This window comes from Lederbergia citri (assembly GCF_018343625.1).
Taxonomy (GTDB): Bacteria; Bacillota; Bacilli; order Bacillales; family Bacillaceae_C; genus Lederbergia; species Lederbergia citri.
Genome location: NZ_JAGYPG010000001.1, coordinates 450,180 through 475,912 on the forward strand (window position 1 = coordinate 450,180; position 25,733 = coordinate 475,912).

General features: G+C 38.0%; 25 protein-coding genes. 24 read left to right on the forward strand and 1 reads right to left on the reverse strand.

Annotation, left to right across the window (positions count from 1 at the left end; all coding sequences use genetic code 11):
* Positions 1–9: 9 nt before the first annotated feature.
* The 15 genes from KHA97_RS02415 (at position 10) to spoVM (ending at position 15,673) form a co-directional block, all read left to right on the forward strand.
* Complete coding sequence (locus KHA97_RS02415) at positions 10–2,688, forward strand: calcium-translocating P-type ATPase, PMCA-type (RefSeq protein WP_213123158.1); 2,679 nt, start codon at positions 10–12, stop codon at positions 2,686–2,688.
* 235 nt (positions 2,689–2,923) lie between these two features.
* On the forward strand, positions 2,924–3,184 hold the full coding sequence (gene remA, locus KHA97_RS02420; RefSeq protein ID WP_213123159.1) for an extracellular matrix/biofilm regulator RemA: 261 nt from the start codon (positions 2,924–2,926) through the stop codon (positions 3,182–3,184).
* A 12-nt stretch (positions 3,185–3,196) separates the two neighbouring features.
* Positions 3,197–3,811 carry a guanylate kinase gene (gene gmk, locus KHA97_RS02425; protein WP_213123160.1) on the forward strand — a complete coding sequence of 205 codons (615 nt, stop codon included), beginning with the start codon at positions 3,197–3,199 and terminating at the stop codon, positions 3,809–3,811.
* Positions 3,812–4,018, forward strand: coding sequence for a DNA-directed RNA polymerase subunit omega (rpoZ, locus tag KHA97_RS02430; RefSeq protein ID WP_213123161.1), 207 nt, complete (start codon positions 3,812–3,814; stop codon positions 4,016–4,018).
* A 102-nt stretch (positions 4,019–4,120) separates the two neighbouring features.
* Entirely contained in the window at positions 4,121–5,320 is a 1,200-nt protein-coding gene (gene coaBC / locus KHA97_RS02435) for a bifunctional phosphopantothenoylcysteine decarboxylase/phosphopantothenate--cysteine ligase CoaBC (RefSeq protein ID WP_213123162.1), read from the forward strand.
* Between the two features lie 2 nt (positions 5,321–5,322).
* The gene (priA, locus tag KHA97_RS02440) at positions 5,323–7,728 is read left to right on the forward strand and encodes a primosomal protein N' (protein ID WP_213123163.1); all 2,406 of its coding nucleotides are present in this window, start codon (positions 5,323–5,325) and stop codon (positions 7,726–7,728) included.
* A gap of 23 nt (positions 7,729–7,751) precedes the next feature.
* On the forward strand, positions 7,752–8,237 hold the full coding sequence (gene def, locus KHA97_RS02445) for a peptide deformylase (protein WP_213123164.1): 486 nt from the start codon (positions 7,752–7,754) through the stop codon (positions 8,235–8,237).
* Entirely contained in the window at positions 8,234–9,187 is a 954-nt protein-coding gene (gene fmt, locus KHA97_RS02450; protein WP_213123165.1) for a methionyl-tRNA formyltransferase, read from the forward strand. The genes def and fmt overlap by 4 nt, the downstream gene beginning before the upstream one ends.
* Positions 9,180–10,523 carry a 16S rRNA (cytosine(967)-C(5))-methyltransferase RsmB gene (gene rsmB / locus KHA97_RS02455; protein ID WP_213123166.1) on the forward strand — a complete coding sequence of 448 codons (1,344 nt, stop codon included), beginning with the start codon at positions 9,180–9,182 and terminating at the stop codon, positions 10,521–10,523. Before fmt ends, rsmB begins: the two co-directional genes overlap by 8 nt.
* A gap of 15 nt (positions 10,524–10,538) precedes the next feature.
* Complete coding sequence (locus tag KHA97_RS02460) at positions 10,539–11,288, forward strand: Stp1/IreP family PP2C-type Ser/Thr phosphatase (protein ID WP_213123167.1); 750 nt, start codon at positions 10,539–10,541, stop codon at positions 11,286–11,288.
* Complete coding sequence (gene pknB / locus KHA97_RS02465; RefSeq protein WP_213123168.1) at positions 11,288–13,237, forward strand: Stk1 family PASTA domain-containing Ser/Thr kinase; 1,950 nt, start codon at positions 11,288–11,290, stop codon at positions 13,235–13,237. Before KHA97_RS02460 ends, pknB begins: the two co-directional genes overlap by 1 nt.
* A gap of 53 nt (positions 13,238–13,290) precedes the next feature.
* Positions 13,291–14,172, forward strand: a complete 882-nt coding sequence (gene rsgA / locus KHA97_RS02470) for a ribosome small subunit-dependent GTPase A (protein ID WP_213123169.1) — start codon at positions 13,291–13,293, stop codon at positions 14,170–14,172.
* A gap of 2 nt (positions 14,173–14,174) precedes the next feature.
* Positions 14,175–14,828, forward strand: coding sequence for a ribulose-phosphate 3-epimerase (gene rpe, locus KHA97_RS02475; protein WP_213123170.1), 654 nt, complete (start codon positions 14,175–14,177; stop codon positions 14,826–14,828).
* 4 nt (positions 14,829–14,832) lie between these two features.
* Entirely contained in the window at positions 14,833–15,492 is a 660-nt protein-coding gene (locus tag KHA97_RS02480; protein ID WP_213123171.1) for a thiamine diphosphokinase, read from the forward strand.
* 100 nt (positions 15,493–15,592) lie between these two features.
* The gene (gene spoVM, locus KHA97_RS02485; protein ID WP_144920313.1) at positions 15,593–15,673 is read left to right on the forward strand and encodes a stage V sporulation protein SpoVM; all 81 of its coding nucleotides are present in this window, start codon (positions 15,593–15,595) and stop codon (positions 15,671–15,673) included.
* Between the two features lie 114 nt (positions 15,674–15,787).
* On the opposite strand, the gene rpmB is transcribed toward spoVM, so the two are convergent.
* Positions 15,788–15,976, reverse strand: coding sequence for a 50S ribosomal protein L28 (gene rpmB, locus KHA97_RS02490; RefSeq protein ID WP_213123172.1), 189 nt, complete (start codon positions 15,974–15,976; stop codon positions 15,788–15,790).
* A gap of 432 nt (positions 15,977–16,408) precedes the next feature.
* Between rpmB and KHA97_RS02495 the strand changes: the two genes are divergently transcribed.
* From KHA97_RS02495 to fabG, 9 genes are all read left to right on the forward strand, one after another.
* Positions 16,409–16,771, forward strand: a complete 363-nt coding sequence (locus KHA97_RS02495) for an Asp23/Gls24 family envelope stress response protein (protein ID WP_213123173.1) — start codon at positions 16,409–16,411, stop codon at positions 16,769–16,771.
* A 17-nt stretch (positions 16,772–16,788) separates the two neighbouring features.
* Positions 16,789–18,468: a DAK2 domain-containing protein gene (locus KHA97_RS02500; RefSeq protein ID WP_213123174.1), complete on the forward strand. Its 1,680-nt coding sequence runs from the start codon at positions 16,789–16,791 to the stop codon at positions 18,466–18,468.
* 167 nt (positions 18,469–18,635) lie between these two features.
* Positions 18,636–19,298: an L-serine ammonia-lyase, iron-sulfur-dependent subunit beta gene (gene sdaAB, locus KHA97_RS02505; protein WP_213123175.1), complete on the forward strand. Its 663-nt coding sequence runs from the start codon at positions 18,636–18,638 to the stop codon at positions 19,296–19,298.
* Positions 19,299–19,334: 36 nt separating this feature from the next.
* On the forward strand, positions 19,335–20,222 hold the full coding sequence (gene sdaAA, locus KHA97_RS02510; protein WP_213123176.1) for an L-serine ammonia-lyase, iron-sulfur-dependent, subunit alpha: 888 nt from the start codon (positions 19,335–19,337) through the stop codon (positions 20,220–20,222).
* Positions 20,215–22,263 carry an ATP-dependent DNA helicase RecG gene (recG, locus tag KHA97_RS02515; RefSeq protein ID WP_213123177.1) on the forward strand — a complete coding sequence of 683 codons (2,049 nt, stop codon included), beginning with the start codon at positions 20,215–20,217 and terminating at the stop codon, positions 22,261–22,263. The genes sdaAA and recG overlap by 8 nt, the downstream gene beginning before the upstream one ends.
* 99 nt (positions 22,264–22,362) lie before the next feature.
* Entirely contained in the window at positions 22,363–22,944 is a 582-nt protein-coding gene (gene fapR, locus KHA97_RS02520) for a transcription factor FapR (RefSeq protein ID WP_213123178.1), read from the forward strand.
* Entirely contained in the window at positions 22,941–23,930 is a 990-nt protein-coding gene (gene plsX / locus KHA97_RS02525) for a phosphate acyltransferase PlsX (protein ID WP_213123179.1), read from the forward strand. The genes fapR and plsX overlap by 4 nt, the downstream gene beginning before the upstream one ends.
* A gap of 1 nt (position 23,931) precedes the next feature.
* Entirely contained in the window at positions 23,932–24,879 is a 948-nt protein-coding gene (gene fabD, locus KHA97_RS02530; protein ID WP_213123180.1) for an ACP S-malonyltransferase, read from the forward strand.
* Positions 24,876–25,619: a 3-oxoacyl-[acyl-carrier-protein] reductase gene (gene fabG / locus KHA97_RS02535; RefSeq protein WP_213123181.1), complete on the forward strand. Its 744-nt coding sequence runs from the start codon at positions 24,876–24,878 to the stop codon at positions 25,617–25,619. Before fabD ends, fabG begins: the two co-directional genes overlap by 4 nt.
* Positions 25,620–25,733 lie beyond the last annotated feature (114 nt).

The window sequence follows — 25,733 nt, forward strand, 5'->3', positions numbered from 1 at the left end:
GATGGCCGCGTGTTGTATCATGGAATGAAAGAATCCGAAGTGGAACAGTCTTTAAATACAAGCGTAAAAAAAGGTCTATCGGAAAAAGCAGTCGAAGCGCGCAGAAAACGATTTGGATGGAATGAATTATCAGAAGGTGAAAAACAATCTGCTCTCCTTCTTTTTTTTAGTCAGTTTAAGGATTTTATGGTACTCGTTTTACTAGGCGCTACCCTTCTTTCTGGACTTCTTGGAGAATATGTTGACGCCATCGCTATTATGGCGATCGTTCTTATCAATGGATTATTGGGGTTTTTTCAGGAAAGAAAAGCGGAAAAATCGTTGCAAGCATTGAAAAATTTATCAGCACCACAAGTAAATGTATTAAGAGACGGTAAGTGGATAAAAATGAATTCACGTGAAGTCGTTCCTGGGGATATATTAAAATTTTCAAGCGGGGATCGGATGGGAGCAGACGTTAGAATCATCGTCGCAAACAATTTAGAAATAGAAGAATCAGCTCTAACCGGAGAATCCATTCCAACCGTAAAACATACGTCACCGATAGAAGAAAAGTCTCCTAACTTGGGAGATATGAATAATATGGGTTTCATGGGTACATTGATTACTCGTGGTAATGGCATTGGGATTGTTACTACCACAGGAATGTCGACGGCAATGGGAAGAATTGCCGATATGATTCAAACGACTACTGCTGTAATGACACCATTACAAAGAAGACTGGAGCAATTAGGAAAAATATTAATATCTGTGGCTATATTTCTTACATTGCTTGTTGTCGCAGCGGGTATCGTCCATGGACATGATGTGTATACGATGTTCCTTGCCGGAGTTTCACTAGCGGTAGCAGCTATTCCAGAAGGATTGCCTGCAATAGTAACGGTTGCTTTATCACTTGGAGTACAGAGGATGATCAAAAAGAATGCTATTGTCCGGAAACTTCCTGCGGTAGAAACATTAGGATGCGCTTCTGTAATTTGTTCAGATAAAACTGGAACTATGACATTAAATAAAATGACCGTCACTCATTTATGGAGTGGAGGAAGAACTTGGTTAGTAAAAGGTGACGAGCATGAAGTAAAAGGCTCTTTCTATGAAAATGAAAAACTAATTAACCCTCAAAAAGAAAAATCAATTTCCCAACTTCTAACTTTTGGCGTCCTATGTAATGATACGGAAATTGTGATTCAAGATAAAACGATGGCAATAGATGGTGATCCTACCGAAGGGGCTCTTCTATTTGCTGGATTAAAGGCGGGCTTTCATAAGGAGGAAATTACAAAGCAATTTACGATAGAAAAAGAATTTCCATTTGATTCATCGCGGAAAATGATGACTGTAATCGTAAAAGATGCAAATGGAAAAAGGTTTTCGATTACGAAAGGAGCCCCAGATGTATTAATTGAAAAATGCGAATCTATTTTATGGGAAGGGAAGCAACGGATATTAAATGCTCAGCTTGTAAATGAAGCGAAAGGTGCGGTTGACAATCTTGCCGCTCAAGCATTGCGGACAATTGCCATTGCCTTTAAACCATTACATTCACATAAAACTCCTCAAAAGGAAGAAGAAGTAGAAAAAGGTTTAACCTTTATTGGATTGCAAGGAATGATTGATCCACCACGTCCTGAAGTTAAAGCAGCTGTTGCTGAATGTAAAACAGCAGGAATCAAAACGGTTATGATTACAGGGGACCATAAGGCGACTGCTTGTGCTATCGCTGAACAGCTAGGAATTTTAACACATAAAGATCAAGTAATGGATGGTAAGCTATTAAATGAATTATCTGTTGATGAATTAGAAAATATTGTAGAAGATATCTCCGTTTTTGCTAGGGTTACTCCAGAACATAAATTGAAAATAGTAAAAGCATTTCAAAATAGAGGACATGTTGTCGCAATGACTGGAGATGGAATTAATGATGCACCTGCCATAAAAGCAGCCGATATTGGAATTGCGATGGGCATTACGGGAACAGATGTAGCAAAAGAGGCATCTTCACTCATTCTTCTTGATGATAATTTTGCGACAATAAAAGTTGCGATTAAAGAAGGTCGTAATATATACGAAAATATTCGCAAATTTATCCGTTACTTACTGGCATCAAACGTAGGGGAAATTTTAGTAATGCTGTTTGCAATGTTAATGTCATTGCCATTACCGCTTGTTCCTATTCAAATTCTATGGGTAAACTTGGTTACAGATGGATTGCCAGCAATGGCTCTAGGATTAGATCAACCTGAAGAAAATGTAATGAAACGAAAACCGAGACATTTAAAAGAAGGAGTATTTGCTAGAGGATTGGGTTGGAAGATCATTTCAAGAGGTTTTCTAATTGGTATTGCCACATTGATAGCATTCATCATCATCTACCATCGAAATCCTAATGATCTCCCCTATGCACAAACAGTTGCTTTTGCAACACTAGTTCTAGCACAGCTAATCCACGTATTCGATTGTAGAAGTGAAATTTCTGTGTTTTCAAGAAACCCATTTGAAAATAAATATTTAGTTTGGTCCGTTATTTCTTCAGCTGTACTTATGATTGCCGTCATCTATGTACCAATGTTACAGCCGATTTTCCATACTGTATCTATAGCTGCAAATGATTGGCTATTAATAATCGGAATGAGTGCCTTACCAACTTTTTTACTAGCAGGATCATTTTTTATAAGAAAAAAGAAATAACTTATGATATAATTCTAAAGGTGATAGAGGATGTTCTATGACCTTTTTATTTAATGTTGGATTTTGTAGAATACATTAATAATTTGTTAATGGAGTAAAGGTGCAATACTCCTACCAATAAAAGCGTATAGAAGCGAATAGCACAAATCATTTTAACAAAGCTGTATAATAAAAAAATCTTGAATAAGAGTATAGAAATAAAGAAATAAACCGATAGTTGGATTGGGGGAGCAATATGTCAATTAAGCTCTTAAACATAGGTTTTGGAAATATCGTGTCAGCAAATCGAATCATTTCAATTGTACGACCTGAATCTGCACCTATAAAAAGAATCATTCAAGATGCTCGGGATCGTGCAACGTTAATAGATGCTACATATGGAAGACGGACGAGGGCTGTAATCATTATGGATAGTGAACATGTCATTCTTTCAGCCGTGCAGCCAGAAACGGTTGCCCAGCGTTTATTTGGGAAAGATGACAATGAGGAAGGGTAGGAACAACGTAAAATGAAAGAAAAAGGATTGCTGATTGTACTTTCCGGACCTTCAGGTGTTGGAAAAGGAACAGTGAGGCAGGCGATATTTTCTCGTCCAGATGCCAAATTTGAGTATTCTATTTCAATGACTACGAGAAAACCGCGAGAAGGCGAAATAGACGGCGTTGATTATTTTTTCAGAAGCCGTGAAGAATTTGAACAATTAATTAAAGAAGGCAAGTTGTTGGAGTATGCTGAATATGTCGGCAATTATTATGGGACTCCTCTAGATTATGTTAATGAAACTCTTGCTACTGGGAAGGATGTTTTCCTGGAAATTGAAGTGCAGGGGGCTAAGCAAGTTCGTGAAAAGGTTCCAGATGGATTATTCATTTTTCTCATGCCGCCAAATCTTAATGAGTTGGAAAGCAGAATTGTCGGTAGAGGAACAGAATCAGTAGAATTGATTCGTAATCGCATGGAAGCAGCGAAAAGAGAAATTGAATTAATGAGTTTATATGATTATATTGTAGAAAACGATCAAGTCGATTTGGCAGTGGAACGCATAAATGCCATCGTACTCGCTGAGCATTGTCGCAGTGAGAGGGCGGCTTCGAAATACATCAAAATGCTGGAGGGTAAATAAATGTTATATCCATCAATTGATAAGCTAATGAAAGTTATTGACTCGAAATATTCACTTGTAACAATTGCTTCACGTCGTGCCCGAAATATGCAGGATGAAGAAAATCCAAAATTAGAGCACTATCGTTCACATAAGTTTGTTGGGAAGGCTCTTGAAGAAATATATGGCGGTGTGCTAAAGCTTAAAGAAACAAATGAAGACAAATAATGACAAAATTCTTAAAGGCAACCTACAAATGGTTGTCTTTTCTATTCTAATGAGACAATAATATGATTAATGAAAATGATTTGATGATGGGAGATTTATAACATGGGCGGAAAAAATATTCTAGTATGCGTAAGTGGAGGAATTGCTGTTTATAAAGCTTGTACATTAACAAGCAAGCTCGTTCAAAACGGATACAATGTAAAAGTAATCATGAGTGAATCAGCCATGAAATTTGTATCTCCGCTTACCTTCCAAGCTTTATCAAGAAATGAAGTATATACAGATACGTTTATTGAAAATAATCCTAAAGTCATTGCTCATATTGATGTGGCGGATTGGGCAGATCTTATTATAGTTGCTCCTGCGACAGCAAATATGATTGGGAAGATCGCAAATGGGATTGCGGACGATATGATTTCCACTACCTTGCTCGCAGCTACGGCGCCTGTGTGGATTGCACCAGCTATGAATGTTCATATGTACAGTCATCCTGCCGTGCAAAAAAACATCGATACACTTTATCAATTCGGACATCGTTTTATTGAGCCAGGTGAAGGTTACTTAGCTTGCGGCTATGTTGGAAAAGGAAGATTGGAAGAACCAGAAGCGATAGTAAAATTAATTCATTCACATTTTAATCCATCCCCTGTACCACTAGATGGAAAGAAATTTTTAATAACGGCAGGTCCTACAAAAGAAAAAATTGATCCTGTACGGTACGTAACGAACCACTCCAGTGGAAAAATGGGCTATGCTCTTGCTGAAGAAGCAATAAAAATGGGTGCAGAAGTTGTCTTAATTTCAGGTGCCGACAACATGCCAGCTCCAAATGGTGTTACCCATATCAAAATTGAAAGCGCAGAAGAAATGTATAATGAGGTAATGAAATATTTTACCCACATGGATGTCATTATTAAAAGTGCAGCGGTGTCAGATTACACACCAAGTCAAGTTTATGATAAAAAAGTGAAAAAACAAGATGGAAACTTAATGATAGAGTTTAAGAGAACGAAAGACATCTTATTGGAATTAGGGAAAAATAAAAAACATCAATTTCTTGTTGGCTTTGCAGCAGAAACAAATGATTTGGAAAAATATGCAGTGCAAAAACTAGAAAGAAAAAATGTAGATATGATCGTTGGTAACAATATTCTTGAAGCTGGTGCCGGATTTTCAGGGGATACAAACATCGTTACTATTTTCCATAAAGACCATTCGATGAAAAAACTTCCTTTATTAAGTAAGAATGAAACGGCTAAAGAAATCTTAGGAGAAATCATCCTCAAAATGGGAGATGACTAAAAATGAAAATTGCTACAGTCATTGTAGACGTACCAACACTTGGAACAGATAAAGAATTTGATTATCTGATTCCTGAAAAATGGATAGGAATTATTGAACCAGGAATGAGAGTGGCAGTACCTTTTGGGCCAAGAACGATACAGGGGTTTGTCACTGGAGTGAAAAGTGATAGCCCTTTTTCGAATAAATTAAAGGCATTAAAAGAGCCACTTGATATAACACCTGTTCTGAATAAAGAGTTGCTTGAACTTGGAGAATGGCTGGCCACTGACACACTTTCCTTTAAAATATCATGTTTTCAAGCGATGCTCCCCGCCGCAATGAAAGCAAAATACGAAAAGCGATTTTTACGGATTAATAAGGAGCATAATCCTTTTCTCGATGACCTATTCGCCGGAAAACAAGAGATTTCGTGGAAAAAGGCAGAAGAACGAAACATTCTTCCTGCCCTCCATGCTGAAATAAAATTTGGAAATGCAGAAGTTGTATATGATGTTAAAAGTCTTGCTAGAAAAAAGATGATAAAAGTCTATCAAACTATGATGGTTAATGCTGAAATTTTAACATTATTAAACTCCCTTCCATCAAATGCCAGCAATCAAAAAAAGATACTTGAATTCGTATTAAAGCAACAGGCTGATGAATATTCTGCAAAAGAACTATCGGAAACAGGAGCACCCCAGTCTTCCATTCAAGCTTTAGTAAAAAAAGGTGTCTTTTCAGAAAAAAGTGTAGAAGTATATCGTGATCCATTTGAACATAAGCAATTTACTCGTACGGAGCCACATCCATTAACGAATGAACAACAAGAAGCCATTTCACCTATATTAGATACGATTGAATGTGAAAAATATGAAACTTATCTATTATATGGTGTTACGGGTAGTGGAAAAACAGAAATTTATTTACAGTCCATTCAAAAAGTATTAGACAAGGGACAGGAAGCAATTGTCCTTGTACCTGAAATCTCACTTACGCCGCAAATGGTCGATCGATTTAAAAGTAGATTTGGCGATGATGTGGCGGTATTGCATAGCGGCCTATCAATTGGAGAGAAATACGATGAGTGGAGAAAGGTGCAAAGAAAAGAAGCGAAGGTTGTCGTAGGAGCCCGTTCAGCAGTATTCGCGCCTTTCGAAAATTTAGGTATCATTATTATTGATGAAGAGCATGAGACAAGCTATAAACAAGAGGAACTGCCAAGGTACCACGCTAGAGATGTAGCCATTTATCGAGCGAAGCATCATCATTGTCCTGTTATTCTCGGAAGTGCAACACCGTCCCTTGAGTCATTCGCAAGAGCGCAAAAGAAGGTGTATCACCAACTTACTTTATCAAGGAGAATGAATAATAAAGAACTTCCACATGTTTCTATCGTGGATATGCGTGAGGAAATGAGAGATGGGAATCGTTCGATGTTCTCTAGGGAATTACATTCTAAACTTGCAGACCGTTTAGAAAAAAAAGAACAAACGATTTTATTTCTTAATAGAAGAGGTCATTCATCATTTATGATGTGCAGAGACTGCGGGTATGTAATGCAATGTCCTCATTGTGATATCTCACTTACATTTCATCGATATACGAATGAAATGAAATGTCATTACTGCGGGTTTAATACTTTCGTTCCAAACACTTGTCCTGAATGCTCAAGCAACCATATACGTTATTTCGGAACTGGCACTCAGAAAGTGGAAGAAGAATTGTATAAAATTTTTCCAGATGCAAGAGTTGTTCGTATGGATGTCGATACAACGGGACGAAAGGGAGCACATGAAAAGTTATTGGAACATTTTCAATCTGGAAAAGCGGATATTTTACTAGGAACGCAAATGATAGCTAAAGGACTTGATTTTCCAAACATTACTCTTGTGGGAGTTCTTAGTGCTGATACGATGCTTCATTTACCAGATTTTAGGGCAAGTGAAAAAACATTTCAGCTTCTTACTCAAGTGAGCGGCAGAGCAGGAAGACATGAGCTTAGTGGAGAAGTAGTCATTCAAACATATACACCTGAACATTACAGTGTTCAATTTGCCGGTAAGCAAGACTATGATCGCTTCTATCATCAAGAAATGATTATGCGTAAGGTAGGATCTTATCCACCTTTTTATTATTTATCACTTATTACGATCAGCCACGAAGATTTAATGAAGACTGTTTCAACGACAGAAAAAATCACAAAATATATTCAATCAAGAATATCGGATGAAGCGATTATATTAGGTCCAGTTGCATCTCCGATTCCTCGTATCAATAATAGATATCGTTATCAATGTTTGATAAAATACAAGCATGAACCAGATCTAAAACCAACATTACACAAAGTATTGGAACATTATCAACAGCAGTTTATTAAAGAAGGTTTGACAATATCGATAGATGTGAATCCTTACATGATGATGTAACAGAATAGAAAAGAGTGGATATATTGGCGATTCTCACCATTGTACAACATCCTTCAGGTATATTAGAGCAAAAATGCGAGCAAGTTACTGAATTTGAGACCGAGTTGCATCAATTATTAGATGATATGTATGAAACGATGATAGCAGCAGATGGAGTCGGTCTTGCTGCTCCCCAAATTGGAATAAGAAAACAAATTGCAGTCATTGAAGTTGATGAAGAAGAAGGAAGGCTGGAACTAATCAATCCTAAAATCGTTGGACGTAATGGAGAACAGACAGATATTGAAGGATGTCTAAGTTTTCCAGGTCTTTATGGGACCGTCTCACGGTTTTATACGATTACGGTAAAAGCCAAAAATCGATATGGCGAAGATTTTACTTTAACAGCCGATGAGTATTTAGCTCGAGTGATCCAGCATGAAATGGATCATTTAAATGGAGTTCTTTTTACTTCAAAAATAATCGATTATATTGATGAAGAAGATTTAGAAAGTAGTGAAGATGAATGACAAAAATCGTATTTATGGGTACACCAGATTTTTCAGTACCAGTGCTTAGAAGTCTTGTTGAAAATAGATATGATATATTAGCGGTTGTTACTCAACCAGACCGCCCGGTAGGACGCAAAAAAGTCATGACACCACCACCTGTTAAAATCGAAGCAGAGCGGCATGGAATTCGTGTACTTCAACCGGAAAAGATTCGGGAGATAGAATCTGCAAATGAAATCCTTAAGTTACAGCCGGATTTAATTGTTACAGCTGCATATGGTCAGATATTACCAACAGCTATACTAGAGGCACCTAAATATGGTTGTATAAATGTTCATGCTTCACTACTACCTGAATTAAGGGGTGGAGCCCCTATTCATTATGCTATTTTACATGGAAAAGAAAAAACAGGAATTACAATCATGTATATGGTTGATAAACTTGATGCCGGAGATATTATTAGCCAAATCGAAGTACCTATAAATGAAGAGGATAATGTAGGAACGTTGCATGATAAGTTAAGCGAAGCAGGCTCTAAATTGCTTATTGATACGATACCTAAACTACTTGCAGGGAATATTAAGGCTGAGCCACAAAATCACGACAAGGCGACGTTTGCTTCTAACATTAAACGCGAACAAGAAAAGATTAATTGGAATGATGATGGAGAAACGATTTATAACCAAATAAGGGGCTTATGTCCATGGCCTGTCGCTTATACAACATTTAATGGCCAAGTTTGGAAAGTGTGGAAAGCGGAGAAACTGAGAATAGCCGAGGAGCATTCCCCCGGAGAAATCATATTAATAGAGCAGGATGGTTTCGTTGTTTCAACAGGAAATAATATAGGAATAAAAATAGTTGAGCTTCAGCCAGCTGGTAAGAAAAAAATGACCGCTCAGCAATTTTTACATGGAGCTGGAAATGAAATCAATCTCGGCTCTAGATTGGACATAAGTGATGAATAAACCGAAAAAGAATGTAAGAGAAGCTGCATTAGATGTACTAGAAGCCATTGATAAGCACCAATCCTATAGTAATTTACTTTTAAATCAAGTGATAAAAAAATATCAAATTACTGGTCCAGATACAGGCTTGTTGACAGAAATCGTGTATGGTACGATTCAACGAAAAATGACGTTAGATTATTATTTGCAACCGTTCATCAAAAAAAAGCCTGAACATTGGGTCCGTATCTTGCTGCGTCTTTCACTATATCAAATGATTTATTTAGATAAAGTTCCAGACCGAGCTATTATTTTTGAAGCAGTAGAAATTGCAAAAAAGCGCGGTCATCGAGGGATTGTAGGTCTTGTAAATGGTATTTTAAGATCAGTGCAAAGAGAAGGACTCCAATCACTTGATTCGATTAAGGATCCGGTTGAAAAACTTTCATTAGAGACAAGCCATCCTCTTTGGCTCGTGAAAAGATGGGTAAATCAATATGGCTTTGAAAATGCAAAAGCTATGTGTGAAGAAAATCTTTTGGCCCCTGTACAAACTATAAGAATAAACGAGACGAAGACTAATAGAGAAGAAGTTTGTAGGTTGCTTGAAATAGAAGGTTTTTCTGTTGAGGCTAGCCCGATCATTCCAGAATCCATTCGAATTTTAAAAGGGAATGCTGCCAACTCTGACTTATTTAAAAAAGGATATTTTAGCATTCAAGATGAAAGTTCGATGACGGTTGCCTATGCACTTGAGATTTCCTCAAATATGACCGTGTTGGATGCTTGTGCTGCCCCAGGGGGAAAAACAGGACATATTGCCGAATTACTTAATGGATCGGGTAAAGTAACTTCGCTGGACCTTCATCCACATAAAATTAAGCTCATTAAAGAAAATGCATCGCGTCTAGGACTTGAAAATATAGATGAGAAAGTAATGGATAGCAGACATGCAAGGGATTCTTTTCAATCCGAGTCGTTTGATCGAATACTAGTTGATGCACCGTGCTCTGGACTCGGTGTGTTAAGAAGAAAACCAGATATTAAATACACAAAAACGGATCAAGATATCCAATCACTTAAGAAAGTCCAGCTTCGTATATTGGATGAAACAGCTTCGTTATTAAAAAAAGGTGGACTTCTTGTTTATAGTACTTGTACAGTAGATTTAGAGGAAAACTTTGGGACTGCTGCTGAATTTCTAGAACAGCATAAAGACTTTGAGCCTCATGCGTTAGCATTGCCAGAGGCACTATCACATTTAGTTGATGGAGACTCAAATACAATTCAAATATTTCCGCAGGATTTTGGCGGCGATGGATTTTTTATTTCGTGTTTTAGAAAGAAGCTGCTTTAAAGAGGGGACGAGAGTATGAAAGCTTTATTTAAAACGGACAAAGGCGTAGTCCGGCCACATAACGAAGACAATGGCGGGATTTTTTATAATAAACATGGGATCTGTTTGGCAATCGTTGCGGACGGAATGGGCGGCCATCAAGCAGGAGAAGTCGCAAGTCAAATTGCCGTTACGGAGCTTCAGAAGTTATGGTCAGAAGTGGATGATGAACTTACACCTGAATCCGCAGAAAAATGGTTCTTTGAAAATGTGGCACTGGTGAATAAAGAAATATTCAATCATTCAGAACAAAATCAAGAATACTACGGAATGGGTACTACATTAGTCGCAGCTATATGTACTTCTACCTTTGCAACAATAGTAAATATTGGGGATAGCCGCTGCTATCTTTTAAATGATAGTGGGTTTAATCAATTGACTGAAGACCATACCCTTGTCAACGAATTAATTAAAGCGGGTCAACTATCACCTGAGGATGCAGAATTACATCCTCGAAAAAATTTAATATTAAATGCGATGGGGACGGAAGCAAATATTGAAATGGATATTTCAACGATTACATTTGAAGAAGGAAATAAACTTCTTCTATGTTCTGACGGATTATCTAATAAAGTTTCCAATGCGGAAATGTTAAAGATTTTAACAGATCAAACAGATTTAAATGAAAAGGCCGATGCATTAATTCAACTTGCAAACCATTATGGTGGAGAAGATAATATTTCACTTGCGATTGTCAATGCTTGCCCTGAAAGCGGGTGCGAGTAATGTTATTGGGAAAAAGAATTAGCGGCCGCTATAAATTGCTGCAAATGATTGGCGGAGGCGGAATGGCTAATGTCTATCTTGCGCATGATATGATTTTAGATCGCGACGTCGCGATTAAAATTTTGCGGTTAGACTTTGCCCACGAGGATGAATTTATACGCAGGTTTCAAAGAGAGGCTCAATCAGCAACGAGCTTAACGCACGAAAATATTGTAAGTATTTACGATGTCGGCGAAGAGAATGATATTTATTATATCGTTATGGAATATGTCGATGGAATGACATTAAAGCAATACATACAGTATTATCATCCAATTCCACTTGAACACACTCTAGACATAATGAAACAATTAACATCAGCCATTTCTCATGCGCATCAAAATCATATTGTTCATCGTGATATCAAACCGCAAAATATTTTAATCGATCACAATGGGCATGTGATGATTACAGATTTTGGAATAGCCATGGCTTTATCTGCTACATCTATTACCCAAACTAATGCTGTACTAGGTTCGGTACATTATTTATCGCCTGAACAAGCACGTGGCGGAATGGCTACTAAGAAGTCCGATATTTATTCTTTAGGTATTGTCATGTTTGAGCTTTTGACCGGTAGGGTCCCATTTTCAGGAGAATCGGCTGTATCCATTGCCTTAAAGCATCTGCAATCAGAAACACCATCACCAAGACGCTGGAATCCGGATATTCCTCAAAGTATTGAAAATATAGTTTTAAAAGCGACTGCTAAAGATCCTTTTGTTCGATATCAAAGTGCAGATGAAATGGAGAGAGATCTTGAAACAGCGTTGGACTTTGATAGAATGAACGAGCCAAAATTTATGATACCGGAAGATATCGATGCAACAAAAGCAATCCCTATTATTACGGCAGAACATGAATCTAGTAATAACGATAAAACTGTACATCATAAGAAAGAGCAAGCTAAGAATGCGACTGTGCCCGATAAAAAACCTAAGCGAAAGAAAAAGTGGCCGTGGATCATTGGGATATTTTTAACATTAATGCTTTTATCTCTTGGTTTCTTGATGTACATATTGCCTGCTATCCAAAATGCGAAAAATGTAGAAATTCCTGATGTCAGCGGGAAAGAATATGACGATGCCGTCTTTCTTCTTGTCGACGCAGGTCTAAAAATCGGCAAAAAAATACCAACGGCAAGTGATGAAGTATTAGAAGGTGAAGTCATTAAGACGAATCCTAAAGCGGGTAGAGAAGTGAAAAAAGGCTATACGGTTGATGTTTATATTAGCAGCGGGAAAGAAAAATTCATTTTAGAAGATTATACTGGAAAACAAATTTCGGAAGTAGAAAATCTTTTAGGTGATGAAGGATTTGAATTTAATATAGAAAAAAAACATGATGAAGCACCTGAAGGAGAGATCCTCGAACAATCGCCAAGCCCTAATTCGGAAGTTATACCGGAGGAAACTACCTTATCTTTTGTTGTAAGTCTAGGAGAAGAGAAAATAACATTGAAAGATTTGAGTGATTATAACACTAAAGGCTTGGAAAACTATGGAGAATCAACAGGATTATACATCGATATGTCACGGGAAGAATATCACGATACTGTTCCTGAAGGAATTGTGATTTCACAGGACCCAGCTCCAGGAACACAACTTTCAAAAGGAGATCGAGTATCAGTAGTGATTTCGAAAGGAAAAGAAGAGATCCCTCCAAAAAGTGCGACTAGAAAAGTAACAATTCCATATCAACCAACAGAAGAAGGGGAACCACAGGTAATTGTCATACGAATTGAGGACTACAATCATTCAATGTCAGAGCCAGCGGACACCTTTGAAATTACGAAGACTGAACAGAGAGAATTGCAGTTTATGATAGAAAAAGGAAAAGAAGCAAAATATGAAATATTGCGGGATAATACTGTTATAGACTCGGATGTAGTTCCGTATCCTGGTGATTAACATTTACCAGGATTCGGATCCATACCCGTAAATGCTTTGAAAGGAACGGTGTTATGACTGAAGGGAAAATTATTAAGGCATTAAGTGGATTTTACTATGTTTTATCGGATGGTAAGATGATTCAATGTAGAGGTAGAGGAGTTTTTCGCAAGAACAAAATAACCCCTCTAGTCGGAGATAATGTTATTTTTCAAGCTGATAACGATAAAGAAGGATATATTATGGAGATCAAATCTCGTAAAAATGAGCTTGTAAGACCTCCAATTGCGAACATCGACCAAGCGATTTTAATTTTTTCTTCTACTGAACCGGATTTTAGTCCAGTATTACTTGACCGCTTCCTTGTTATTGTTGAATCGAGTGAAATACACCCAATCATTTGCGTTACAAAAGCGGATTTATTATCGGAACAAGAACGGTCGGAAGTAAACCATTATTTGGAATATTATCGTTCGATTGGATATGAAGTATTGTTATTATCTTCAAAAACAGAAGAGGGTATTAACGAATTACACCCACTACTAAATGGAAAAACGAGCGTCTTTGCCGGACAATCAGGTGTTGGGAAATCATCTTTAATCAATGCTTTTGACCCTTCCCTGCAGATAAAAACAGATGAAATATCAAGCCATCTTGGAAGAGGTAGACATACTACCCGACATGTAGAGCTAATTGAAGTATGTGGAGGACTTGTAGCCGATACTCCAGGATTTAGTTCGCTTGATTTTACAGAAATTGAAGCAGAGGATTTAGGTTATACTTTTCCTGAAATCTCAAAGAAAGCGGAGGAATGTAAGTTCCGGGGGTGCCTCCACGATAATGAACCGAAATGCGCCGTGAAAAATGCGGTTGAAAAGAATGAGATTTCAAAAGAACGATACAATCATTATCTCCAGTTTTTACAGGAAATAAAAGAGAGAAAGCCGAGGTATTGAGTATGATAAAAATTGCTCCATCCATATTGGCTGCCGACTTTTCAAAATTGGCTGATGAAGTCAAAGACGTTGAAAAAGGGGGAGCGGATTATATCCATATTGATGTTATGGATGGCCATTTCGTCCCGAATATTTCGATGGGCCCATTCGTTGTCGAGGCTGTAAGGAAAACAACGAATTTACCACTTGATGTTCACCTCATGATTGAAAATCCTGATCAATATATAAAAGCATTTGTGGAAGCAGGAGCTGACATCATTACCGTGCATGTAGAAGCAGCTCGACATTTGCATCGTACATTACAATATATACGAAGTCATGGGATTAAATCGGGGGTTGTTTTAAATCCAGCCACACCAGCATCCACGATTGAACATGTTTTAGAATTAACGGACATGGTCTTGTTAATGACTGTTAATCCGGGTTTTGGTGGTCAGGATTTCATTGAGGCCGTCCTTCCAAAGATTAGAGAAGTCCGAACGATGATTGAAGCTAAAGGATTATGTATTGATATTGAAGTGGACGGAGGCATCCATGGAGGTACCATAAAAGCTTGTCAAGAAGCGGGGGCAAATGTATTTGTTGCCGGGTCCGCCATTTTTGGCAGAAAGGACCGGCATGCGGCAATAAAAGATATCCGCTCCAAGCTGGAATAGAAGAATGGTTGGACAGAAAAAAATAATTCATATTATGGCAGGAGGCCCTATTGATCTAATACCTGATATAACTGAATTTCCTAAAAACATTATTTGGATTGGTGTCGATAGAGGTGTTTATTATTTATTGGAAAAAGGAATCAAACCGAATTTGTCTGTGGGAGACTTTGATTCTGTTTCTGATAAAGAATGGTCTATCATCAAAGAAAATGTTCAAGAAATCAACAGATATATTCCAGAAAAAGATGAAACAGATATGGAGCTTGCAATGATGTGGGCATTGCAGCAAAAACCTGATGTTATTAAAATTTTCGGTGCTACAGGTGGAAGATTAGACCATTTTATGGCTAATGCCCTTATGCTATGTCCCTATCAAATTCAGCATCCCTTTACTTTAATTGAAATAATAGACAAACAAAATTGCTTGTCTGTTTTTCATCCGGGAAATTATGAAGTCGAAAAAGACTATACAAAAAAATACATATCCTTTATCCCTCTTACAAGTGAAGTGAAACATCTCTCATTATCTGGATTTAAATACCCTTTAATCAACCGAACGATACATTTTGGTTCATCCTTATGCATTAGTAATGAACTTATCAAACAATCTGGTAATTTTTCATTTGAAAAAGGCATATTAATGATGATAAGAAGTATTGATTGACAACTGGCCCATTTTTCGTTCGGGCGCGTACTTATCCATACATGACGAATATAATACAATTGGGTGAATGGCGGGTATCTTAGATTAGGAGGGAATTTTAATGAGGTTTTATACAATTAAACTCCCTAGATTTTTAGGGGGAATCGTAAGAGCGATGTTAGGGACATTTAAAAAAGGTTAATATGAAAATGGGAAAGGCACCTTATACAGGCGCCTTTTTGTTTTGATAACTTTATGGATAATTCTTTATGAATCTGTTTCCGTCTGATGATAACCAGGTGCTTTCGCTTTTGGGTTATACGCGTTCAACTTTTCCAGACTTTAGTGCTCTTGCAGATACCCATGCGCGTTTTGGTTTACCATCAACGAGAATGCGTACCTTTTGAAGATTTGCTCCCCAAGTACGTTTGTTTGCGTTCATAGCGTGAGAACGTTTGTTGCCAGTACTTGTTTTGCGGCCTGTAATTACACATTGCTTAGCCATATTTATATTCCCTCCCGTCACTGAAGTAAGACTTGAGTTGGTTCATCACTTCATGATTATTCCATTAGTAAAAATACACTTTAATAATTTATCATACAACCTATGAGATTGCAATACTTCACCATTATCATTAAATCGTCCTGCTTTCAAAAATCAGGTAAAACTTTAAAAAAACCGCTCAGTATAGTAAAATAGGCGTATCTATGTTGTGAATGCGATAACATTTTTGTGAATGCTAAAAGGTCTATATTTTTTACATAGACTTTTCTGTCTAGCTCCAGGCCTTATCGGCTCTATGTGAAATAAACCTAAGCTACTAAAAGTCAAAGAGCAGACTTTTTGCGTCTCAGAACATTTGCTGTCGCCTAAGGCTACGCGCCTTGTGCTTTTCTAGCTTTCATGGATATTTCGACCAATAAAGGAGGAAATTACATGTCTGTTGAAATGAAGACTAAGTATGGCCAGATTGATATATCCAGTGAAGTTATTGCGACAATTGCTGGGGGAGCTGCAATTGATTGCTATGGCATCGTTGGGATGGCTTCGAAAAATCAAATAAAAGATGGCATCACTGAAATACTACGCAAGGAAAACTTTACCCGTGGCATTATAATCCGGCAGGAAGATCAAGCGTTACACATAGACATGTATATTATTGTAAGCTATGGAACAAAAATTTCAGAGGTTGCCCATAATGTGCAGTCCAAAGTAAAATATACACTTGAACAATCAATAGGTATTTCAGCCGACACAGTTAATATTTTTGTTCAAGGGGTTCGAGTAACGAATCCGTAATGAGGAGGAAAAAGTACGTGTCTATTACGTCATTAGATGGAAATCGGTTCGCCGAAATGATCATATTAGGAGCCAATCATTTATCAGCAAATGCTAAAATGGTTGATGCATTAAATGTATTCCCTGTACCTGACGGTGATACTGGAACAAATATGAATCTCTCGATGTCTTCAGGATCGAAAGAAGTACAAAACAATCGTCAAGATCATATCGGAAAAGTAGCAGCAGCTTTATCAAAAGGCTTATTAATGGGAGCACGCGGTAATTCTGGTGTTATTTTATCGCAGCTTTTCCGTGGATTCGCAAAAGATATTGAATCAAAGCCTTTTCTTTCCGCTTCTGAGTTTGCACATGCCCTTGAAGCGGGAGTCACAACAGCTTATAAGGCCGTCATGAAGCCTGTTGAAGGAACTATTTTGACTGTTGCGAAAGATGCTGCGAAAAAAGCCGTCGACACGGCTAAATTCGAGTCAGATATCGTCGTAATTATGGAAAAAACATTGCAAGAAGCAAAAGCTTCCTTAGAGAGGACTCCTGACTTGCTTCCGGTTTTAAAGGAAGTGGGAGTTGTCGATAGTGGAGGACAAGGCTTGGTATGTGTGTACGAAGGCTTTTTAGCGGTTCTAAAAGGCGAAAAGCTTCCTGACACTCCAGCGCTTTCTCCATCAATGGAAGAGCTTGTAAGTGCACAGCATCATCAAAGTGTTCAAAGCTTTATGAATACAGAAGATATTGAATATGGTTATTGCACAGAGTTTATGGTGAAATTTGAAAAGGACAAAAAAGAATTTTCCGAAAATGATTTTAGAAATGATTTAAGTGAGTATGGCGATTCTTTGCTTGTTATTTCTGACGATGATGTAGTAAAAGTTCATATTCATGCTGAGCATCCGGGTGAAGTTTTATCATACGGCCAACAATATGGAAGCTTAATTAATATGAAAATCGAGAATATGAGAGAACAGCATAGTTCCATTGTAGGTCAAGATCATAATCAACATGGACATAGTGTTAACACTCATACCGCATCAAAGGAAAGTCAAGAATATGCCATCATTGCCGTTTCAATGGGTTCTGGGATTGCCGACCTTTTTAAAAGTATTGGTGTAGCTGAAGTAATTGAAGGCGGGCAAACAATGAATCCTAGTACGGAAGATATTATGAGGGCAATAAAGTCGGCAAATGCCAAGAAGGTTATTATCCTTCCTAATAATAAAAATATAATCATGGCCGCTGAACAAGCTGCCGAAATAGCAGAGGAAGAAGTAATCGTCGTTCCGACAAAAACAGTTCCACAAGGTTTGGCTGCCGTCTTAGCATATAATCCTACACAATCACTTGAGAAAAATGGGCAAGGCATGACAGAAGCTATGTCTGCAATTAAAACAGGACAGGTTACCTTTGCTGTCCGTGATACAAATATTGATGGTTTGAAAATTTCAAAAGATGATTATATGGGAATCAGTGAAGGAAAAATAGTTGAAACAAACAAAGATGTTGTGAAAACAGCCTATAATTTGCTTACAAAAATGATAGACGAGGATTCTGAAATACTTACAGTAATATACGGTGAAGATACAAATCAGAATGAACTAGACGAACTCTTAGATCTCATTAATGACAATTTTGAAGATATTGAAGTTGAAGTTCATAACGGAAAACAACCATTATATAACTTTATTTTTTCAGTTGAATAATATATAAGAACAAATAGAAAATAGAAGGGTCAATCCCTTCTATTTCCTTGTACTTATTAAGAAGGCATGCATAAGTGACAAGGAGTTGAGTGCTGCCTAAAAAGGGTGCTCTCGGGTAAATAACATCTAAGATTAACAAAGCCTTATTCAAAGGGAGGAAGATATCAATGAAGTATAAAAGTGTCTTTGATATCATAGGTCCCATTATGATCGGCCCTTCCAGTTCACATACAGCAGGTGCAGCTAGAATTGGGAGAGTTGCTCGAAGCTTGTTTGGCAGAGAGCCGAAGTGGGCGAAAATTTCATTTTATGAATCATTTGCAAAAACATATAAAGGACATGGAACCGATGTGGCGATAGTAGGTGGTCTCCTTGATTTTGATACAGATGACAAGAGGATTATAAACTCATTGGAAATTGCTAAAGGAAGAAATTTAAACATTGAATTTAAAGAAGAATCAGCGAATGCCGATCACCCTAACACTGCTCGTATCAAAATCGGTGATGAACAAGGGGAACTGGAACTTGTAGGAATATCCATCGGTGGAGGTAAAATAGAAATTACAGAGTTAAATGGATTTCATTTAAAATTATCTGGCCATCATCCTGCCATTCTCGTAGTGCATGATGACCGTTTTGGAGCTATTGCAGCTGTAGCAAATATTCTTGGTTCACACGAGATTAATATTGGTCATATGGAAGTTTCCAGAAAAGAAAAAGGGAAAATGGCATTAATGACGATCGAGGTAGATCAAAATATCGATGAGTCAATTATTGATGAAATCAGCAAACTTCCAAATATCACACAAGTAGCAAGAGTAGTCGATTAAATAAGCACCAAAGAGCTATAGAGGGAGGCTGCATTCATGTTTAAAAATGTTGCGGAATTAGTCCAGCTTGCGGAATCGCAAAAAAAACAGATATCAGAAATTATGATTGAGCAAGAAATGGAAGTTACGAATCGGAGCCGTGAGGAAATTATAGCACAAATGGATAAAAACTTGACTGTCATGGAAGAAGCGGTTGAACGTGGCATCAAGGGTGTGACTTCACATTCGGGGCTTACTGGTGGGGATGCTGTTCTTTTACAAAACTATATAAAAAAAGGCTCCTTTTTATCTGGAGAAACAATCCTTGATGCAGTAAGTAAAGCGGTAGCGACGAATGAAGTCAACGCAGCAATGGGAACAATTTGTGCAACTCCGACGGCTGGATCGGCAGGTGTAGTTCCAGGAACATTATTTGCGGTCCGCGATAAATTACAGCCAACGAGAGAACAAATGGTAAAGTTTTTATTTACTTCAGGCGCCTTCGGATATGTGGTTGCAAATAATGCTTCTATTTCTGGTGCAGCAGGTGGGTGTCAAGCAGAAGTAGGATCGGCCGCTGGTATGGCTGCAGCGGCGATAGTAGAGATGGCTGGCGGATCTCCTTCTCAATGTGCGGAGGCAATGGCCATTACTTTGAAAAATATGCTCGGCCTCGTTTGTGATCCTGTTGCAGGTTTAGTTGAAGTCCCGTGCGTAAAAAGAAATGCGATGGGTGCGGCTAATGCAATGGTTGCAGCAGACATGGCTCTTGCCGGTATAACGAGTCGGATCCCTTGTGATGAAGTTATCGATGCAATGTTTAAAATCGGTCAGCAAATGCCTAGGTCTTTGCGCGAAACCGCTGAAGGAGGGTTGGCGGCAACTCCAACTGGGAGAATGCTTGAAGCGAAAATATTTGGGGTCCCGCGTGTAGAACGTGACTAAATCATTGGAATTGCCTACAACTGTTTTAAAGGGTGTAGGAGAAGAAACTGCTGAAAATCTAATGGCAATGGGTATTAATAATATTGGAGATTTATTGCAATATCTTCCATTTCGATACGAGGACGTTAGGCTCAGGGATTTAGCGGAAGTTTCCCATGATGAAAAAATAACAGTAGAAGGAAAAGTCCACAGTGAGCCAACCGTCATGTACTATGGGAGGAAGAAAAATAGGATTACGATTCATCTATTAGTTGAACGGTATTTGATTAAAGTTACATTTTTTAATAGGGCTTACTTAAAAGGGCAATTATCCCCACAAGATATCATCACCGTCACAGGAAAATGGGACAAACATCGGCAAACGATTACAGGACAAGATATAAAAATTGGATCCCAGACAGAAACGGCAGATTTCGAACCTGTATATCCTGTGAAATCCCCTATTACAGTTAAGGCTCTTCGCAGATTTATCGTGCAAGCTTTTAATGAGTACGGCGATGAAATAGAAGAAACATTGCCTGCTCACATTTTAAAAAAATATAAATTACCTGGAAGAAAAGAAGCCCTAAGGGTTATGCATTTTCCTCATTCGCCAGATGAGGCAAAACAAGCTAGGCGCAGGTTTGTTTATGAAGAATTTCTTTATTTTCAGTTGAAAATGCAAGCCTTTCGTAAGCTGGAACGAGAGCAATCTAAAGGGGTAGCATTACATTATGATTTAGAGAAATTGAAGACTTTTATTGCTTCTCTTCCATTCCAGCTGACAAATGCACAAAAAAAAGTTGTAAACGAAATATGTTCGGACTTAAAATCGCCCATCAAAATGAATCGACTTCTTCAAGGAGATGTCGGTTCTGGAAAAACAGCTGTAGCAGCCATTTCCCTATACGCATGTGTAACAACAGGTTATCAAGGTGCATTGATGGTGCCGACAGAAATTCTTGCAGAGCAACACTTTCAATCACTAACATCATTATTAGCGGAAACTGATGTGAAAATTGAACTTCTTACTAGTTCAGTGAAGGGGAAAAAACGCAAGGATTTATTGGAAAGACTAAAACAAGGTGAGATTCATATCTTAATAGGGACACATGCATTAATCCAACACGATGTGAATTTTCATAAACTAGGTCTTGTCATTACGGATGAACAGCATCGATTCGGTGTGGAACAGAGGAGGATTCTCCGAGAAAAAGGTGAAAGGCCGGATGTCCTTTTTATGACGGCTACGCCAATTCCTAGGACGCTTGCCATTACTGTTTTCGGGGAAATGGATGTATCCATAATTGACGAAATGCCATCGGGACGAAAAACAATCGAAACCCATTGGGCTAAGCATAATATGTTAGATAGAATATTAGATTTCGTTGAAAAGGAATTGAAAAAAGGAAGACAAGCCTATATCATTTGCCCATTAATAGAAGAATCTGATAAACTCGACTTCCAAAATGCGATTGATGTATATGATTTGCTCTCTAATTATTTTCACGGGAAATTCAAAATAGGCTTAATGCATGGCAGGCTTCCTGCATCCGAAAAAGAAGAAATTATGCGTGATTTTAGCGATAATAAAATACAATTGCTAGTTTCCACCACAGTAGTAGAAGTCGGGGTAAATGTTCCAAATGCAACCGTCATGATTGTATATGATGCAGAAAGGTTCGGTTTATCCCAACTCCATCAGCTAAGAGGAAGGGTTGGCCGTGGAAGTGAGCAATCGTATTGTATTTTACTGGCCGATCCCAAAACCGAAGTTGGAAAAGAACGAATGCGAATCATGACAGAGACGAATGATGGATTCGTTCTTAGTGAACGCGACTTAGAACTAAGGGGTCCAGGTGACTTTTTCGGTAAAAAACAAAGTGGGTTGCCAGAATTTAAAGTTGCCGATATGGTGCATGATTACCGTGCTCTTGAAACAGCAAGAAACGATGCAATCAAATTAATTGAACTTAAAGAATTTTGGTCTAGTGATGAATATGCTCCTATGCGAAAATATCTTGAAGAATCCGGGGCATTATCTGGTGAAAAATTAGACTGAAATATTTATAAGGAGTGGCGTTATTGTTGCGCTAAACTCCTTATTTTTATATACTACTGTTAATACCTAGTCTTAATATCGTGAATGGTGATGAATAATATGAGAATGTCAAAAAAAGATCGCCAAAGAATGTTGAGCCAAACAATCAATGAAAATCCTTTTATTACAGACGATGAATTAGCAGAAAAATTTTCAGTTAGCGTTCAAACAATTCGGCTTGACCGAATGGAATTGGCGATACCCGAATTACGAGAAAGAATTAAAACTGTAGCTGAAAAGCATGTCGCAGATGAGGTTAAGTCTTTGCCAATTGACGAAGTCATTGGTGAAATTATCGATATACAACTTGACCAAACTGCAATATCCATTTTTGATGTACAACAAGAACATGTCTTTAAACGAAATTCAATTGCTAGAGGACATCATTTATTTGCCCAGGCTAATTCTTTAGCGGTTGCGGTCATTGATGATGAACTTGCTCTTACTGTAAAAGTGAATATTCATTTTACAAGACCGGTAAAAGCTGGTGAAAGGGTAGTTGCAAAAGCAAAGGTTCGTAAGCAAGGTTGGCCATCTGATAGGACGATAGTGGATGTTATGAGTTATGTAGGACAGGAATTGGTTTTTAAGGGAGAATTTGAAATGTTTCGATCAAGTCTTAAAGAAGGTGGGCCAAAATGAAAATAGCGATAGATGCAATGGGAGGCGACCATGCCCCTGAAGAAATCATTCAGGGTGTCAATAGGGCTTCCCAAGACTTTTCTGATACTGAATTTTTATTATTTGGTGATGAAGCACAAATATTAAAATATTTAACTGCTCATAATAATGTTCAAATTATCCATACTGTAGAAAAAATTGAAGCGACTGATGAACCGGTCAAAGCAATTAGGCGAAAAAGAGACGCCTCCATGGTTATGATGGCACAAGCTGTTAAAAATGGTGAGGCTGATGCATGTATTTCTGCTGGGAATACGGGAGCTCTTATGGCGGCCGGTTTATTTATTGTGGGACGGATTAAAGGAATAGACCGCCCTGCTTTAGCCCCTACTTTGCCTACTTTAGATGGTAAAGGTTTTGTTATGTTGGATTTAGGTGCCAATGCTGATGCAAAACCTGAGCATTTACTACAATATGCGATTATGGGAAATATATATGCCCAAAAAGTTAGAGGGATTAAAGCCCCAAGAGTTGCCTTACTAAATATTGGTTCCGAAGAAAATAAAGGAAATGACTTGACTAAAAAAGCATTTGAATTATTAAAGAATGCCAATTTGAATTTTATAGGAAATATCGAATCCCGCGAGCTATTGGAAGGACATGCAGATGTCGTTGTCACAGATGGTTTTACAGGAAATGTAGTTTTAAAATCAATTGAAGGAACCGCATCTACTGTTTTTTCCATGCTGAAAAATGTACTTACTGGGAGTTTAAAAAATAAACTGGCTGCGGGACTTTTAATGTCTGATTTGAAAGATTTAAAAAAAATGATGGATTATACAGAATATGGTGGAGCATGTTTATTTGGCCTAGATGCGCCTGTCATTAAAGCACATGGTTCATCTAATGCCAATGCAATTTATCATGCTATTCGGCAAACGCGAGAAATGGTGAGGCATCAAATATCTGAAACGATCAAGGATGCTGTTGACGAAGGGAGATCATAAAATGGGGAAAATAGCATTTGTTTTTCCGGGACAAGGTTCGCAAACTGTGGGAATGGGACAAGCTGCTGTCAATGAAAATAAGAATTCGAAAGAAATCTTTGAGATGGCTGATAATCGATTAGGCAGGGAGCTTTCCTCGCTTATTTTCAATGGACCACAAGATTTGCTCACTAAGACGGTAAATGCACAGCCGGCACTTTTAACGACAAGTATTGCATTATTGGAATATTTGAAAGAAGCGGGAATTACACCTGATTACACTGCTGGTCATAGTCTCGGTGAATATTCAGCATTGGTGGCAAGCGGTGCAATAGATTTTACAGATGCTGTTTATGCTGTTTCAAAACGAGGGGAATTTATGGAAGAGGCAGTTCCAAATGGGGAAGGAACGATGGCAGCTGTTTTAGGATTGGATCGAAGCATCCTCAAGGAAATAACAGATACAGTTACAAATGGTGGACATTCTGTCCAGCTGGCAAATTTAAATTGTCCTGGTCAAATTGTCATTTCCGGAACAGTAGCTGGAGTGGAAAAAGCTGGTGAGCTAGCGAAGGAAAAAGGTGCGAAAAGAGTATTGCCTTTAAATGTTAGTGGACCTTTCCATTCTGAACTTATGAAGCCTGCTGCAGAAAAATTCACTTCAATATTAGATGAAATTAATATTAAAGATGCTGAGACTCCTGTCATTACCAACGTTACTGCTAATCCAATCAATACGAAAGAAGATATAAAAAATAAACTGATTGAGCAGCTTTATTCACCTGTTTTATGGGAGGATTCAGTCGAGAAAATGATTGACCTTGGGGTTGATACATTTATTGAGATTGGTCCGGGGAAAGTGTTATCTGGACTCATCAAGAAAGTAAATAGAAATGTACGTGTTTTTTCAGTGCAGGATCCAGAAAGCTGTGAAGTGACATTAAAAGCGTTAAGAGGTGACGGAGAATGAGGCTAGAAGGTAAAACGGCCATTGTAACTGGTGCGTCAAGAGGCATTGGAAAGGCGATTGCAATAGCATTTGCAGAAGAGGGTGCAGATGTCGTTGTCAATTATGCTGGCAGCGAGGAAAGAGCAAAGCAAACGGTTAATGAAATTATTGAAATGGGTAGAAAAGCCTTTGCGTATCAATGTGATATTTCAAATAGCGAAGCTGTCCAAGACATGGTTAAGGAAACGATCCAACAATTTGGAAAATTAGATATTTTAGTAAACAATGCCGGCATCACCCGTGATAATTTACTGATGAGAATGAAGGAAGATGAATGGGATGATGTAATTAACACGAACTTGAAAGGTGTTTTCCTTTGCACGAAAGCAGTAACAAGACAAATGATGAAGCAAAGAAATGGAAGGATTATTAATATCTCTTCTATTGTCGGAGTAAGCGGAAACCCTGGACAAGCTAATTATGTAGCTGCAAAAGCCGGTGTAATCGGTTTGACGAAAACAAGCGCAATGGAATTAGCTCCAAGAGGCATAACTGTAAATGCGGTAGCTCCAGGATTTATTACGACAGATATGACAGATCAACTTCCAGAAGATGTAAAAGAAGGTATGCTCAAGCAAATTCCATTAGGGCGTTTTGGTGAAGCAGAGGATATAGCAAAACTTGCCATTTATCTTGCATCCGATGAAGCCAAATATATGACTGGACAAACACTCCATGTCAATGGTGGAATGTTTATGTAAGCAAAGCGAAAGCGCCTATTATCAACCTATAAACTTCAGGACCTGCGATGAAAGATAGGCGGATTAAGCTCGGGTCAAGACCCATCCCGATATATCGATTAAAGCACTAGGGAA